The sequence below is a fragment of the Bovifimicola ammoniilytica genome, assembly GCF_025567085.1.
In the GTDB taxonomy this organism is placed as follows: domain Bacteria; phylum Bacillota; class Clostridia; order Lachnospirales; family Lachnospiraceae; genus Bovifimicola; species Bovifimicola ammoniilytica.
This window is the reverse complement of sequence record NZ_JAOQJN010000008.1, coordinates 141,193-156,401: the sequence shown is the minus strand read 5'-3', so window position 1 is coordinate 156,401 and position 15,209 is coordinate 141,193. Positions and strand designations below refer to the sequence as shown.

16 protein-coding genes are annotated in these 15,209 nt (G+C 27.3%); 12 read left to right on the top strand and 4 right to left on the bottom strand.

Features of this window, described 5'->3' with window-relative positions; genetic code table 11:
• The 3 genes from OCV48_RS11380 to OCV48_RS11370 all read right to left on the bottom strand — a co-directional run bounded on the left by OCV48_RS11380 (position 1) and on the right by OCV48_RS11370 (position 1,551).
• Positions 1-711, bottom strand: a complete 711-nt coding sequence (locus tag OCV48_RS11380) for a DUF1648 domain-containing protein (RefSeq protein ID WP_147591975.1) — start codon at positions 709-711, stop codon at positions 1-3.
• A complete protein-coding gene (locus OCV48_RS11375; RefSeq protein ID WP_147591974.1) occupies positions 704-976 on the bottom strand; it encodes an autorepressor SdpR family transcription factor in 273 nt (90 codons plus the stop codon). The genes OCV48_RS11380 and OCV48_RS11375 overlap by 8 nt, the downstream gene beginning before the upstream one ends.
• A 332-nt stretch (positions 977-1,308) precedes the next feature.
• Complete coding sequence (locus OCV48_RS11370) at positions 1,309-1,551, bottom strand: DUF2508 family protein (protein WP_021981891.1); 243 nt, start codon at positions 1,549-1,551, stop codon at positions 1,309-1,311.
• A gap of 192 nt (positions 1,552-1,743) precedes the next feature.
• Between OCV48_RS11370 and OCV48_RS11365 the strand changes: the two genes are divergently transcribed.
• The 12 genes from OCV48_RS11365 to OCV48_RS11310 all read left to right on the top strand — a co-directional run bounded on the left by OCV48_RS11365 (position 1,744) and on the right by OCV48_RS11310 (position 14,309).
• Positions 1,744-2,733, top strand: coding sequence for a P-loop NTPase family protein (locus OCV48_RS11365; protein ID WP_147591972.1), 990 nt, complete (start codon positions 1,744-1,746; stop codon positions 2,731-2,733).
• Positions 2,734-2,758: 25 nt separating this feature from the next.
• Positions 2,759-3,967: a CpaF family protein gene (locus OCV48_RS11360; RefSeq protein ID WP_147591996.1), complete on the top strand. Its 1,209-nt coding sequence runs from the start codon at positions 2,759-2,761 to the stop codon at positions 3,965-3,967.
• The gene (locus OCV48_RS11355; RefSeq protein WP_147591971.1) at positions 3,927-4,706 is read left to right on the top strand and encodes a type II secretion system F family protein; all 780 of its coding nucleotides are present in this window, start codon (positions 3,927-3,929) and stop codon (positions 4,704-4,706) included. Before OCV48_RS11360 ends, OCV48_RS11355 begins: the two co-directional genes overlap by 41 nt.
• A 137-nt stretch (positions 4,707-4,843) precedes the next feature.
• On the top strand, positions 4,844-6,211 hold the full coding sequence (locus tag OCV48_RS11350; protein WP_147591970.1) for a type II secretion system F family protein: 1,368 nt from the start codon (positions 4,844-4,846) through the stop codon (positions 6,209-6,211).
• Positions 6,212-6,241: 30 nt separating this feature from the next.
• Positions 6,242-6,457 carry a Flp1 family type IVb pilin gene (locus tag OCV48_RS11345; RefSeq protein WP_021981896.1) on the top strand — a complete coding sequence of 72 codons (216 nt, stop codon included), beginning with the start codon at positions 6,242-6,244 and terminating at the stop codon, positions 6,455-6,457.
• Positions 6,458-6,499: 42 nt separating this feature from the next.
• Positions 6,500-8,560, top strand: a complete 2,061-nt coding sequence (locus OCV48_RS11340; protein ID WP_147591969.1) for a DUF5702 domain-containing protein — start codon at positions 6,500-6,502, stop codon at positions 8,558-8,560.
• 162 nt (positions 8,561-8,722) lie between these two features.
• Positions 8,723-9,691 (top strand): TadE/TadG family type IV pilus assembly protein, encoded by a 969-nt coding sequence (locus OCV48_RS11335; protein WP_262559701.1) that lies wholly within the window; start codon positions 8,723-8,725, stop codon positions 9,689-9,691.
• Between the two features lie 89 nt (positions 9,692-9,780).
• The gene (locus OCV48_RS11330) at positions 9,781-10,191 is read left to right on the top strand and encodes a prepilin peptidase (RefSeq protein WP_021981899.1); all 411 of its coding nucleotides are present in this window, start codon (positions 9,781-9,783) and stop codon (positions 10,189-10,191) included.
• A gap of 137 nt (positions 10,192-10,328) precedes the next feature.
• Positions 10,329-10,772 carry a TadE family protein gene (locus tag OCV48_RS11325; RefSeq protein WP_147591968.1) on the top strand — a complete coding sequence of 148 codons (444 nt, stop codon included), beginning with the start codon at positions 10,329-10,331 and terminating at the stop codon, positions 10,770-10,772.
• 39 nt (positions 10,773-10,811) lie between these two features.
• A complete protein-coding gene (locus OCV48_RS11320; protein WP_147591967.1) occupies positions 10,812-12,062 on the top strand; it encodes a DUF6382 domain-containing protein in 1,251 nt (416 codons plus the stop codon).
• A gap of 145 nt (positions 12,063-12,207) precedes the next feature.
• Positions 12,208-13,242, top strand: coding sequence for a rhomboid family intramembrane serine protease (locus OCV48_RS11315; RefSeq protein ID WP_147591966.1), 1,035 nt, complete (start codon positions 12,208-12,210; stop codon positions 13,240-13,242).
• A 74-nt stretch (positions 13,243-13,316) separates the two neighbouring features.
• Complete coding sequence (locus OCV48_RS11310) at positions 13,317-14,309, top strand: SCP2 sterol-binding domain-containing protein (RefSeq protein WP_021981903.1); 993 nt, start codon at positions 13,317-13,319, stop codon at positions 14,307-14,309.
• A 22-nt stretch (positions 14,310-14,331) separates the two neighbouring features.
• Here OCV48_RS11310 and OCV48_RS11305 read toward each other — a convergent pair whose 3' ends face one another.
• The gene (locus tag OCV48_RS11305) at positions 14,332-15,156 is read right to left on the bottom strand and encodes a sensor histidine kinase (protein WP_262559698.1); all 825 of its coding nucleotides are present in this window, start codon (positions 15,154-15,156) and stop codon (positions 14,332-14,334) included.
• Positions 15,157-15,209: the final 53 nt, after the last annotated feature.

Below are 15,209 nucleotides of genomic sequence, written 5' to 3'. Positions count from 1 at the left end.
TTAATGTCTAGACTTACATTCATCCCTATAAATATCGTAGGAATAAATGAGTATAGCTACTACAGCAATTGCTAAATAAATGAGCATTAGTATAGTAGATAGATTTCCACTTACAAAAATAGATGTTATAATTGTTAATAGCCCTGTAATGATAAGTGCAATTGCACCAAAATGATTAGATTTAGCCCAAGTTACATCATTATACATACTCCACGAAATTCTCACACCAATAGTTCCGTTTTTCTTTGTTTTAGGCATATAATTTCCAAGAATAATATAAAGTACACCCAATAATATACAAGAAACTTTAGCAATATCGATTGAAGCGTGAGTTGAATTTTTCGTGGCTTCAAAATACGAACCAAATAAAATAAAACATTGCATTATTCCAAAAACAATGGAAGTTGAAATTGAAACAATAATAAGGCATTTAGCATTAGATGCTGCTTCATGACGCTCTTTATCTGTTGAAGCAGTTAAAGCCTTTTTCTCATAATAAAGAATAAATATTTGCCAGAAGAGAGTAATTAAAATAATCAAAATTGGAAAAATAATATTTTCGTATTTAGACCCCCATCTGTCAATCTGACCTGACATATCATAGTGCATAGGTACAGAATCAGGCATAAACTGTATTACAATGCCGGTTAATATTAGTGGAATAATAGAGATTATCCACATTATTTTTTTAGATTTGAAAAATTTACTCATTTTTGTTACCTCCAAACTGTTTTACCCACAAGATTAGTTCTTCAAAGACGCTTGTATTTATTTCATAATAAATAAAGTTTTTGTCTTTGTATTCCATAATCAGGTCAGCATTTTTTAATAATTTTAGATGATATGAAAGTGCGGCAGGCGAGATATCTAATTTCTCAGCAATTTCTCCGGCACTCATTTTACCATCTTTAAGCATTACCAGAATGTCACGGCGCTGCTTATCAGACAAGACTTTGAAAATATTTAATTCACTCATTTTAACACCTATTTAAAAATAATTTTAAATAGATTATAATATAAATTTGTTATATGTCAATAGCTATTTAAAATATTTTTTAAATAGCTATTTCATATAAAGTAAATTTAAATTTTAATAAAAGTAGTAAAATGTATAGAAATTCAATAATAAATGTGGTGTATAAAGATAGTGGAGTGACAAAAAGATAAGTTATAGAAAAAAGTCTTTAGAAAAATGTGATAATTGTGAAAGATGAAATTATTACCAGTAAGTTGACAATTATCACAAAATTCTCTAAAAACTTTTTTCTATAAATATTAATAAAATATGTGTTTGAATATAAAGGACAATTAAGCAGTAAGCTCCACAAATTTTCTATGAAGAAATGAATATTTCATTTGAATGGAATTAAGTTCATATATAGCACTGTCTATTAATTCAGGTTCGGTCACGTTCTGAAGAATGGTGTATACTGCATCTAATGCTAATTTTGTTTCCTCTAATTCAATTTTAAGTATTTCCTTTTCTGATAACTGATCTCTATATTCATTTAATAGCATGGTATTTGATGGTTTTTCCCTTTTTCTGAACAAAATTACACCTCTTTTTACAAATATTTCATATATAAGTATAGTCATATAATAATAAATTTATTCATTCAAATAAGTTACAAATAATTTTGATATTATTTTTAAAAACCTATTTACAAAATCAAACTTATAATATATAATATGTTACATCAATAAGTTAACTTTTGAAAATATATATGGAGGTAAATGACATGAATGGGTAATCAGATAATAATTGTTGTTTATGATACAGATGAAGAATATATAACTGGTATTAATGAATATTTGTTGGATTATATTAATGAAAGGTATTCGATATTTACATTTAGCAATGTTGATAAATTCAGAGAATTTTGTGAAACAAATAATATTAATATTCTTATATTGGCAGAATATTGTATAGATATAAAATTAATAAAAAATATTAATGCATATATCCAGATTTTGTCAGAAGAGAAGAATGTTTTAAGAATTCAAGGGTATGAGGCAGTTTATAGATATCGGAAAATGTGTATGATAATTAGTGATATACTGAATAATTATGCTAATTATACATGTAAAAATTCAGATGTAAAAGATAATATATTAGATAGGGATATGAATGTCAGGATAACAGCTATTTATTCGCCTGTTAACAGATGTGGAAAGAGTACATTATGTATGAAATTAGCTTATGCATTAAAAGAGAATAAGTCGCTTATTATTGATTTAGAAGAATTTTCTTTAAATAAAGATATTTTTGATGGAGGGCTTAATATATCAGATTTGATATATTATTGTCTAAAGGAAAATAGTAATTTCAATATAAAATTAGATGCAATAGTTAAGAAATATAATAATACAGATATAATTCCGCCTGTTAATAATATATCTGATATATCTGAGATAAATGAGGACATATGGGCAGAATTAATTATTAAGATTAAAGATAGTGGAAGATATGGAGATATAATAATTGACGTTTCAAATATGGTAGGAGATATATTTAAAATATTTAAAATATGTAATTATGTATTTGTACCACATTTAAATGACAATTATTCATCAATAAAATTAAAACTATTTTTTAATTATCTTGAAAATGTAAATAATGAATTAAAAAATACTGTAATAAAGAAGATTGATGTCAGTAATGTACTAAGCAAAGGTGACGATTACATTATTAAAGAGATGACAGATATAATGATGGAGGGAAATATTGGATGATATAAATAAATTAAGAGAAAAGGTAATGGAAAAAATAGACGTTTCAACTGAAATATCAGATGATAGGGTAAAAGAAATTGTAGATGAAGTTATATTGGAATATGGTAATGAAAAAGGTCTATCGGTTAGAGAAAAATACAGATTGCAGAAAGAGATATATGATTCTATAAGAGGATTGGATATTTTGGAGGAATTACTGGAGGATAAAAATATAACTGAAATTATGATAAATGGTCCAGATAATATTTTTATAGAGAAAGATGGTAGAATTGAGAAATATAATAATAGATTTAGTTCAAAGGAGAAACTGGTAGATATAATTCAACAAATAGTATCAGGAGTAAACAGAAGGGTTAACGAATCATCGCCTATAGTTGATAGCAGACTTAGTGATGGATCGAGGGTAAATGTTGTTCTTAATCCTGTTGCCATTAATGGTCCGGTTGTAACTATAAGAAAATTTCCGGAATATTCAATAACCATGAAAAAGTTAATTGAAATAGGTTCTATATCTTTAAATGTTGCTGATTTTTTAAAACTATTAGTAAACGCCAAATATAATATTTTCATAAGTGGAGGAACAGGTTCAGGAAAAACTACTTTTCTAAACGTATTATCAAATTATATTCCCGGTGATGAAAGAATAATTACTATAGAAGATTCGGCAGAGTTGCAGATACAAAGTGTTGATAACCTAGTCAGGATGGAGGTTAGACAGGCAAATGATGAAGGAGAAAATGGAATAGATATAAGAGCTTTGATAAAATCTAGTCTGAGAATGAGGCCGGATAGAATTATTGTTGGTGAGGTACGAGGAGCAGAGGCACTAGATATGTTGCAGGCAATGAATACCGGACATGATGGAAGCTTAAGTACCGGACATGGAAATAGCCCAAAAGATATGCTTAACAGATTAGAAACTATGGTTTTAATGGGTGTAGATATGCCATTGAAGGCTATAAAGAGTCAGATTGCATCAGGTATAGATATAATAGTACATCTGGGAAGATTAAGAGACAGAACCAGAAAAGTCTTGGAGATAGTTGAGATAACAGGATTTAATGGAGAAGAGATTTTGACAAATACTATATATAGATTTGAAGAGGATAATATTGAAGGGACAAATAAAGGTATAGTAAAAGGAAAACTGAAATGGACAGGAAATACTTTGATTAATCAAAAGAAGTTATTTGATGCTGGTTACGGTAAGGAGGATATATCATACGGAGAATGAAATAGACTATAGCATTTATAGAATGACCATTAAGGAGTGCATATTAAGTATTATAGTAATTATAGGTATAGCATGTATATTTTCATATGTTTTCTATGATAATTTATGGATTTCAATTGCATTTGTTTTACCTGTATATTTTTATTTAAAATTGATAAAAAAGGTATTAATACAAAGAAGAATACAGAAGTTAAATGTTCAATTTAAGGATTTTTGTATGTCAATGACAGCACAGCTGATAGCAGGATATTCTATAGAGAATTCTCTTGTGGAAGTATATAGAGAATTGTCGCAGCTATACGGAAAGGAGTCATATATATGTACGGAAACAAAAATACTTATAATTAAATTAAGGTTAAATATCACAATAGAAAACGCAATAGAGAATTTTGCAATTAGAAGTGGGATAGAGGATATTAAATTATTTTCAGAAATTATAAGTATTGCAAAGAGGAGTGGTGGTGATTTAATAAAAATAGTAAAGAATGCAGCAAATTCCATAAGTAGAAAAATAGAAACAGAAAGGGAGATAAAAGTAATAATTAATTCAAAAAAATATGAACAAATGATTATGAATATTATTCCAATATGTATCATTGTATATGTAAGACTAACATCACCAAATATGATGAGTATTATGTATAATTCAATAACTGGTAGAATTGTAATGTCAGTATGTTTAATGATATATGTGTTCGCATTCTTTTTAGGATATAAAATATCAAAAGTAGAGATATAAGAAAAACTTAATAATTATATTTAGATATAACAGGGGGTGATATATTGACGTTTATATGTGTGTACTCAGCAATTATCTTATTATTTTTAATTATATTTTTTTGTACAGGAAAATACAAGAAAGATGTTTTTGATAATTTGGATAAAAAGGAAAATCCATTTAGATTTATTTACGGAATGTCAGCCTGGATTCTTGATTTTATAGATAAAAAAATATACAGATTATCATATGCGAAGATAGGTAAGAGAATAGAAAAAATAAAGGTCAATAATTACAAGAAAGAGGATACATACATATATATGGTATCAAGAATTTCTATTTCTATTATTGCATTTATTTTAATTATAATATTTGGAGATTTAATATGTTTAAATAATACTTTTTCAAAAACTGGTAATGTAAAAAGTATTTTTAGAAAAAATTATGGAGAGGGTGAAAAAGTATATGAATTAGAAGCAAAGTTTAAGGACGGTTATAGACAGAATGTTAAAATAAAATTACCCGAAAAGGCCAACAGTTATGATGATGTAAAGCTCATTTTTGAAAACAGTTATCAAAGTATTTTAAAAAACATGCTAAATGGTAATCAAAGTATTAACAATATAACAGGTGACGTCAAATTAATATATAGTTTGGATAACAATGTTACAGTTGATTGGAATTTAAATAACACATTATATATAGATTATGGTGGAAAAATCTTATGGGATAACATTGGTAATGTGGATAAAGTAAGTGTAGATATAGAAGTTACGTTATCATTAGATACATATTCAAAAACATATAATATTCCATTGACGATTAATAAAGCGGGAAGAAAAAAGAGTGAGATAATAGACGAATCAATAGAAAAATATATTGATGAATATACGAAATCAGATAAAGAAGTGGAACTGATGAATAGTATAAATGATGAAGAAGTAGAATTTGTGGAAAAGAAAAAGAAATCATCAATAATATACATATTTATTGGTGTCGTAATGGCTTTGGTATTATATATGATTAAGGGTAAGGAATTACAGGACTATGAAGATAAAAGAAGAAAACAATTGGAAATCGATTATGTAACAATGGTAAATAAAATCACAATATTGCATAGTGCGGGAATGACGATACTTGCAGCATGGGATAAGGTTATATCTGATTATGAAAAAAATAAAAGTACTTTAGGAATGAGATATGCATATGAGGAAATGAAATATGCCAGACAGAAAATGAAAAATGGATATTCAGAGTGCCAGGCATATTTAGACTATGGTAAACGATGTGGAATACATTCTTATATTAAGTTTGGAAATTTACTTGAACAAAATATAAGAAAAGGAACTAAAGGATTATCAGAAATACTTGAAAGTGAAGTAAATGATGCTTATGAAGAAAGAAAAGCATTAGCAAGAAAAAAGGGTGAAGAGGCAGGAACTAAATTATTATTACCTATGGGAATTATGTTAGTTATATCAATGGCAATAATAATAATTCCGGCATTTTTATCAATGGGTATATAGAGATATTAAATATGAAAGTAGAGGATATATATGAAATTAAAAAACAAAATTTATAAATCAATTAACAATTTATATTATAAAGCACGATTCAATCAATTAATGAGTGATAATTCAGGTATGGGTGTTGTGGAAGTAATTTTAATAATAATAGTCTTAGTTGGGCTTGTTGTTATCTTCAGAACACAAATAACTAAAATAGTAAATACATTATTTTCTAAGTTAACAAGTAAAATAAATACTTTTTAAAACAATAAAATATTATAGAAAACAGAGGAGTAAATAAGGGGTATGAAAAAAACGGCAAAAGGAAGCATTACAGTATTTTTGTCTCTTATAATGTTATTAATTTTCTCGTTAGTCTGTACAGTGATTGAAATATCAAGAGTATCAAGTGCATACGCAAGATGTAACGAGATAACATATATGGCGTTAGATTCTACATTTTCATCTTATGCAAGAGAAATATTTGAAGATTATGGAGTTATGGTTCTATGGAAGAATGACACACAGTTATTAAATGATTATACAAAATATGTAGATAAAAACTCAAATTATAAAAAAGACTTTAAATATAATATATATGATGTATTAGGTCTAAGACATAATAACAGTAAAGTAGAAACTGTGAAGAATGTAATGGATAATGGTGGTGAAATAATATATGACCAGATATGTGATTATATGAAAAATGCAATTGCCCAGGATGTTATAGACAGACTAATTGAGAATAGCAGTGCATTGTCTCAAAATAAGGATATAGAACAATTTAACAAGAATTTAGAAGTGTGTTCAGACAGGCTTACAGACATGGAGGTGAATGTTAAGAATATATTTGATGATATTAATGCCATAAAGCAATGCCCATATAATCCAAAGGAAGTCATTCAGAATATGAAGGACAGGTTAAACGAGATTAAGAGTATAGAACCGACAGATGATTACAACAGACAGGTAAGAGATAATTTGTTTGATATGTATATAATTGAGTATAGAAAGTATAAAGAATGGAAGAGCACTTTAGATAATAATATTCAGGATATATTAATTAATTCAGATAAATATTTTGAAAATTTAGGATTAGCAAAAGACTATGTTGATGATATGGATACAAAATTAGAAAAAGAAAAAGCTAATTATCAAGATGAATTATACTCAATTATGAAAGAGGAGATAACAAATTTAAAACAGGAGGTGTTCAATAGTGATAAGGATAACTATAACATAGAAAATAATAAGAAAATGACATTGGAACAACAAGAAATAGTAAAAAAAATAGGCAATTCTATGTCTCTAATATCAGAAAGAACTGATGAATTAGATTATAGTTATAATAAGTTATCAAATTATGAAAATGCAGATGTATTAATAGAAGATTCATATAAGGCAATTTATGTGGCAGAGGAAAAAATTATAGACTATGATTTTAACCTGAGTGTAAATTATTCAATTGAGGATGCTGCAAAGAAGAAAAATGAAGTTGTTGATTTTGTTAAGAAGTTGAAGAAAAATGGAGTAATGGGATATGTTGTAAATGGAGATATATCAGATAAAACTATAGATAAGAGTAAATTATCGTCAGATACATATAAGGACACTGAACATAAATGGAAGAACTATGGGAGAGATAAGGAACTTTTAAGAAAAATATTGGTTGGTCAATATATTTTTGACAAATTTAAGGATTATATAAGTGAAGAAAAAAAAGGACAATTAAATTATGAGATAGAATATATTTTATTTGGAAATGATTGTGACAGAGATAATTTAAAAGAATGTATTAATAAAATTATTTTGTTAAGAGAGGGTTTTAATTTTCTATTTTTATTAAAGGACAGTACAAAGAGAAATGAAGCATATGAATTAGCACTAACAATTGTAGGTTATACTGGTATGCCCGCAATAGTAAGACTTACTCAATTTCTGATAATAGCAGCCTGGTCATATGCAGAATCCGTTGTGGATGCAAGGAATCTGCTAGATGGTGAAAAAGTAAGTTTAATAAAGAAAACGGATGAGTGGAATTTATCGTTATCAAATTTAAAAAGTCTTAATTCAGACAATAATAAAAATAAAGTCGAGAGTGGTTTAACATATGAAGATTATCTTAGATATATGTTAATCTCGCAGGATAAATATACACAGGTAATTAGAATGCTTGATTTAATGGAATTAAATATTCAGGATAAATACAACGTGAATTTTCAGATGAAACAGTGTATTGTACAAGCTACATTATATACTGAATATAAAGTAAAAAGATTATTTTCTGATATAGGTTTTACAAGAAAAATTATTAGAGATAAAGAGGATAAATTTATTATAAAAGTAAAGCAGACATCAGGTTATTAGTAGAAAGACATAGTTAAGTAATAAATTATATAAATTACATTAATTGTAAAAATTTAAAATAAATGAAAGGGGTTGATAAAAATGTGCTTTTATTATCTGTTAAAATGTATTAGTTGTGCTAAAAATTTAATCAATAAGTTGCCTATATGTATAAAAAATACAATGAATAAAAAAAATACTCCCCCGTTAAATGTTAATACTCTCCAGATTCAAGGTTGCGGTTACAATGATAATAATATTAAGAGTGGCAGTAATAAAAGCACATTTTTATCAACCTCAATAATAAAAGATAAGTGGATACCAGGAAGTATGACTCTCGAGGCATCAATGGTTTTGCCAGTATTTATATATGCAATTCTTGTATTTGTTAATTTTTTTATAATGCTTAATTACCAGAATATAATGCAGAATAATGTTAATAATGCTGCAAAGGCAGTTGGAAGATATATGTATCTTGAGGATAGAGCAGGAGGATTAATAGATAATAAGAAAAAGTTTGAAACTATCAAATATGATAAAGATATATTAATAAATGGAATAAATACCGGTTATGTGTGGAATAAGATTCTGACAGATGAAGTAAAAAAATATACAGAGAATATTAATGTAGTTAGAGGTATATTAGGAATTTGTATTGGAGAGTCTGATATAAATAATAACCAAGATGGAATAAATGATATAAAGGTCTATTATAAAATAGAAGTATGGAGATTAGGAAAATCAAGAGGACGCCTGAGAATGGCAAACAGGTGTTACTTTAGAAGCTGGATAGGTGAGAGTATATGTGAAAATGCAGCTGAAGGGTTACAAAAAGTTTATATAACCAAAAGTGGAAAAGTATATCATCTATATAGAGATTGCACACATATAGAATTATCTGTACACAACGTAAAATTTGGTGAATTAAATGAGTTAAGAAATTCCTATGGAGGAATATACAAAAAATGTGAAAGATGTGTAAAAAAGCTGCCCTCAGAGAATTATATTGTGTATATAACAGATAATGGAGATAGTTATCATTGCAATGAAAAGTGTAGTTCAATTGTACGAGATGTTATTGAGATTAGTATAAATAGTGTTGGAAACAGGGAAATATGCAACAGATGTAAGAAGAAATCTGAAGTAAAATAAATATAATTGTCAATATTTAAAATAATTTATTTAAGTGTGTGAGATTAGTTTGTGAATATATAAAAAGATTGAAATGGAGTTTAAATAAAATGAAAACAATAGTAATAACAATATTTCTTATACTAAGTACCTTGATTGATTTAAGAAAAAAAGAAGTAAATATTTCATTGTGTATAAGTGTTGCACTAGTTGGCCTGATATATGAAATATTTATCAGTAAAACAGATATATTATCTATTATATTAGGAATTTTACCTGGAATATTTCTTATGTTAACGAGTATAGTAACAAATGAAGAAATCGGTAAAGGAGATGCAGCTATTTTAAGTACAATCGGAATATTTCTGGGATTAAAAAAAACAATATTGGTTTTAATATATGCACTTTTTAGTACTATTATAATTGGAGGAATATTGTTATTAATAAGAAAAAAGAATAAAAAATATAAAATCCCATTTGTACCATTTATTTTATTTTCATATATTGCTTTATGTATTTAAAAAAATATTTTATGGACGATTACAATTATATATTATATATAAAAATAAAAAGGAAATGAATAAAAGATATGTGTGGTATATAGATGAAAATATACATACGTAAAGTGAAAAAATCAAGGATGGAGGCGAATCAGATTATGAAAGCAGATAAAAAAATAAAAATATTTAAGAAGCATCTGTCAGGTAGTCTGACTATTGAAATGTCAATGTTGTTTCCAATTATTATAATGGTTGTTCTTACAATTATGATGTTAGTTTTTTATATGAATGACATTATCTGTGTCAGGGCTGCAGCACAACAGTATGGAATTATTTGCAACACAGATGAAAAAAGTGAAAATGAAATATATAGTGATTACATAAACAGGATAAAATCAGATGTTATTATTGCAAAAATAAAAAGTGTAGATATAAAAAAGGATGATGAAAAAACTAATATAAAAACTAGTTTGTCTTTTGAATTACCAATATTTAATATAAGAAAATCAGATAATATTAATATTACTATGTATGATAAAGACAATAGAATGTTTATAGTCAGAGCAAAGGTTGCAATGGATACCGTCAACATCGCTGGATAAAAAATAATTAGCATAGCAAATTAAGAAAAGAGGTTAAATATGCAGATAGTATATAGACATGGGTTTAATAACAACTTAATGATAATAAGAGATAGTAATATTGTAATAAATGATTATAGAATAAATATGATTATGAGAAATAAGATAAGTGGGTTGCTCGAAATGTATATAGGGTGTGTAAATGGAGAAAGTGAATTATCATATATAATATCTTCAAGACAAAGTGTAAGAGATTTATTTTCAAGGAATAAGATTAAGTATGAAGATGTTAAAATATTAATAGAGGGAATTATATCACTTGGAAAAGAATTAAGGGAATATTTGTTGGACATTAATAGTATTTTGTTAGATTTAGATTTTATATATTTTGATGTAGATACTAAGAAAGTTTATTATTGTTATTATCCAAATAATGAGAACTCATTTGAGAACTCATTTAGAAAAATGTTGCAGGATATAGTTGTATTAGTAGAACACAACGATTATAAGGCAGTGGAGTTAACATATGGTATTATGGAAATGTGTAGCAAAGTGAATTTTTCATTATATCAGATAGAACAGTATATTAATGTGACATTAGAAAGGGTAAAGTATACAGTGCCGGATACAGAACCGGATATAAACGCATATGAAAATCAAGACGATACATATTCTGACTATGGCATATCAAATATAAATGATATAGAGGGAGAAAAAGATAAATATAAGAATGAAAAGTTTAATTATCTCAATGAACAAATTAATACCAGAGATGAAATAAAAAGTATTGTTGGTGAAGAGGCAAATTACAGTATAGATAATAAACATAGTGATAATAATAGTTTGTTTGGTAAATTTACGAAATTTTTAAATACCAGAAACTTTAAAGATACAAAGGTTATAAAAAAAGAAATATGTGTAAGAGAAAATGAGCCAGTTTGTGACGAAGAACCTGTAATGAAATATGAAGATGAAAATGTTAGTGAGGGAGAAACTGTTTTAATATCAGATATAATTAAGGATAAAAAAAGAAAGTTATTCAGCCTGTGTGATTATGATGATATAGTAATTAATGAATATCCATTTACAATAGGCAAGACTAGCGGAAAGGTTGATGAAATAATTGAAGATAAATCAGTGAGCAGAATTCATGTACGGATAGATAATGAAGCTGACAGTTTTACAATAGAGGATTTAAATTCAAGAAATGGAACATTTGTTAATGGCGAAAGATTAAATCCTTATGATAAAATTGAAATATCGATTGGAGATAAAATTACAATTGCATCATTAGACTATATATTTAAATAACTTACAATTAGGAAAATTAATATACAAATTAATAGATTTAATTGACATCAAAAAATATTAGTGTTAAGGTAAAATGCATATAATATTAAGATTAGTATCAAAAAGAGTAAAGATATAAATTGCTTATGGAAAGGCAGGAATAATTTTGAATATTAATGAAGTCTATTATGTTTTTAGAGATAATGGATATTTGGTGATGCCAACAAATCTGCCATATATAAATTTCTTTGCTAAGAAGAATGAGGATGCGGGAATAATGAATATTATTGGCTGTATAGATGAAAAAGTTATTGATAAATTTAATACTGATGACTTAGATAATATATCATTTCAGATAGAAAGAAAATTTTTGTTTTCAGGAATGAAAGATGTAAATATAATTTTCATAATTAACAGTGATAATCTTGAAAAGCATAAAGTATTCTGTGAAGGAAAAGCAAAGGTCTGGATAATTGACACCATATGCAGGAGGCTTATAATTTTTGAAAACCAACCGGAAGATTTTGATGCGTTAAGAAATAAAATCGAAGTAGTAATTTCTGGTAATCAAAGCAACAAGACTCAATATAATAAAAAAAATACAAGAAAAGAATATCCATGGATAACTATAATTTTAATGGCTATGAATATTGTATATTTCTTTATACTAGAGTATATGGGTTCAACAGAAAATACATTATTTATGTTAAAACATGGAGCATTATATTATGCCAATGTGTTTCAGAAACATGAATATTACCGGCTTGTGACATGTATGTTTATGCATTTTGGTTTTGCACACCTTTTGAATAATATGTTTTCTTTATATTTATTAGGAAGTGAAGCAGAGAAATTTTATGGAAAAATAAGATTTACTATTATATATGTGGTAAGTGGAATATTTGCCAGTTTATCATCTGTATTATATCAGCAGTCAATCGGGGGATATAGTATATCAGCAGGTGCTTCGGGCGCAATTTATGGAGTTATGGGAGCATTATTAGTAAGAATTGTTGAAGGTAGAAGAAAAAATATGTCAGCATTTAGTAAAATGGGGCTGGTATTAATATTACTTATTATGGCTGGTCAGAATAGTGGAAATGTGGACAATATTGCACACATAGGTGGATTCGTGACAGGAATGATATGTGGAATTGTAAGTTATTTATTGGTAAATAGAAAGAATATTGAAAATCAGTAATTGTTATATTAAAATAAAAACAGATAAAATTGTGGAAGGAGTTGCACACACATTTTAAATAGTGCAGATACGATATGATGAATATAAACATATATTATGGTGGAAGAGGACTGATAGAGGATCCTACATTATATGTATTAACCAGAATTGAAAAAGTACTGGAAGAATTGAGAGTAAATTTTAATAGATATAATTTATTTGAATTAAAGAGTTCAATTACAACATTACCACAGACTTTGAAGGAAGCAGATGGAATTATTCTTGCAGCAAGTGTAGAATGGCATGGAATAGGCGGATATATGCAGGAATTTCTGGATGCATGCTGGCTGTATGGTGATAAAGAAAAGATAAGTAAGTTATATATGGCTCCTGTAATTATTTCAACAACTTATGGAGAAAAAGAAGCACTTACGGATATAAAAAGTGCGTGGGAATTATTAGGAGGTATGCCATGTTCCGGAATATGTGCATATGTTAAAGAGCCAGTTGATTTTGAGATGAATAAGGAATATGGAGAAATAATAGAGAAGAAGACAGAAAACTTATACAGAACAATTTCTCAAAAGAGAAAACCTTTACCATCAAGTAGTGCAGCTATTAAACAAAATCTTATAAAGGATACATTAGATCTGACACCACAGGAAACGGAGCAATTATCTAAATATGCAGCAGATGATACATATGTGAAAAAACAGAAAGAGGATATAGAAGAACTTACAACAATGTTCAAAGGAATGTTGAGCAAACAGGATGTCAATGTTGAAGATGACTATATCAGCCGATTTAAAGACTACTTTGTTGAACAAGATAATTTTTCAGCAAGTTATGCATTTATAATTGAGGATAAGAAAAAGACACTTGTTCTAAACATAGACAATAATGAGTTGAAATGTAAATATGAAAAGACACTTGATGTAGATGTTTTAGCTAAGCTTAAGAGTGAATCTTTAGAAAATATATTGAAAGGAAGATTTACATTCCAAAGAGCATTTATGACGGGTGAGATGACAGCGAAGGGAAATTTCAAAACACTAAGAATGTTAGATGTGATATTTCCGTTCAGTTAGTGTTATATAAGGTGTATAGAATTTAAACAGGAAGGGTTATAATAAATGTTGTACCGATTCCGATGGCTGAATCGACAGATATTGTACCATTATGACTTTCGATAATTTTTTTTGAAATTGGCAAACCAAGTCCGGTGCCATTAGATTTATAAGAAACCATTGGAGAAAATATATTTGTTAAGTGTTCAGGAGATATACCCTGACCATTATCTTTAATAGAAATAGTGAGATTAGAATTATTACAACTTAATTCTACGCATATTGATGGACTTGATTTAGAAAAATCAAGAGCTTCATAAGCATTTTTAACCAGATTTATGAATACCTGTTTTAATTTAGTATTATCCGCGGTGATTTCGGGGATAGGTGTTAAACATGATAGATTATAATGAATTTTAGGTATATTACATTTATCATTTGAATGTTCATCTTCAGCAGAATTTGTTTTAGAAGTTATGTTATTACAAAGCGTTTTACCATTAGATATCACGTTTTCAGAAGTGGTACTTTTATAAGAGTTAATTACAGATTGAATTAATGAAACTATATCAATAGTTTCAAGATTAAGTTTATCGCTATGATTATAAAAGGATAACTCTGAAATAAGATTAACAAGATAGTGAACGTCACCCATAGTGGAAGCCCAATATTTGAATCGCTTGACTTCGGGATGGCTGGATTCTATAATTTGTAAAGAACTATTAACAAGCGTAAGTGCATTGCCAAATTCGTGAGTAAGTTTTATTATGGACATAGAATATTCAGCATCAATAGAATCAATGATGTTTTTAAATTCAGGATTTGAATTAATTAAATTGTTTTCATGCTCATTAAAATTATGTTTCAAAATAATTCCCCCAATGTTTCTTTATGCTTTTTAGTCTAACATTAATGTGAAAA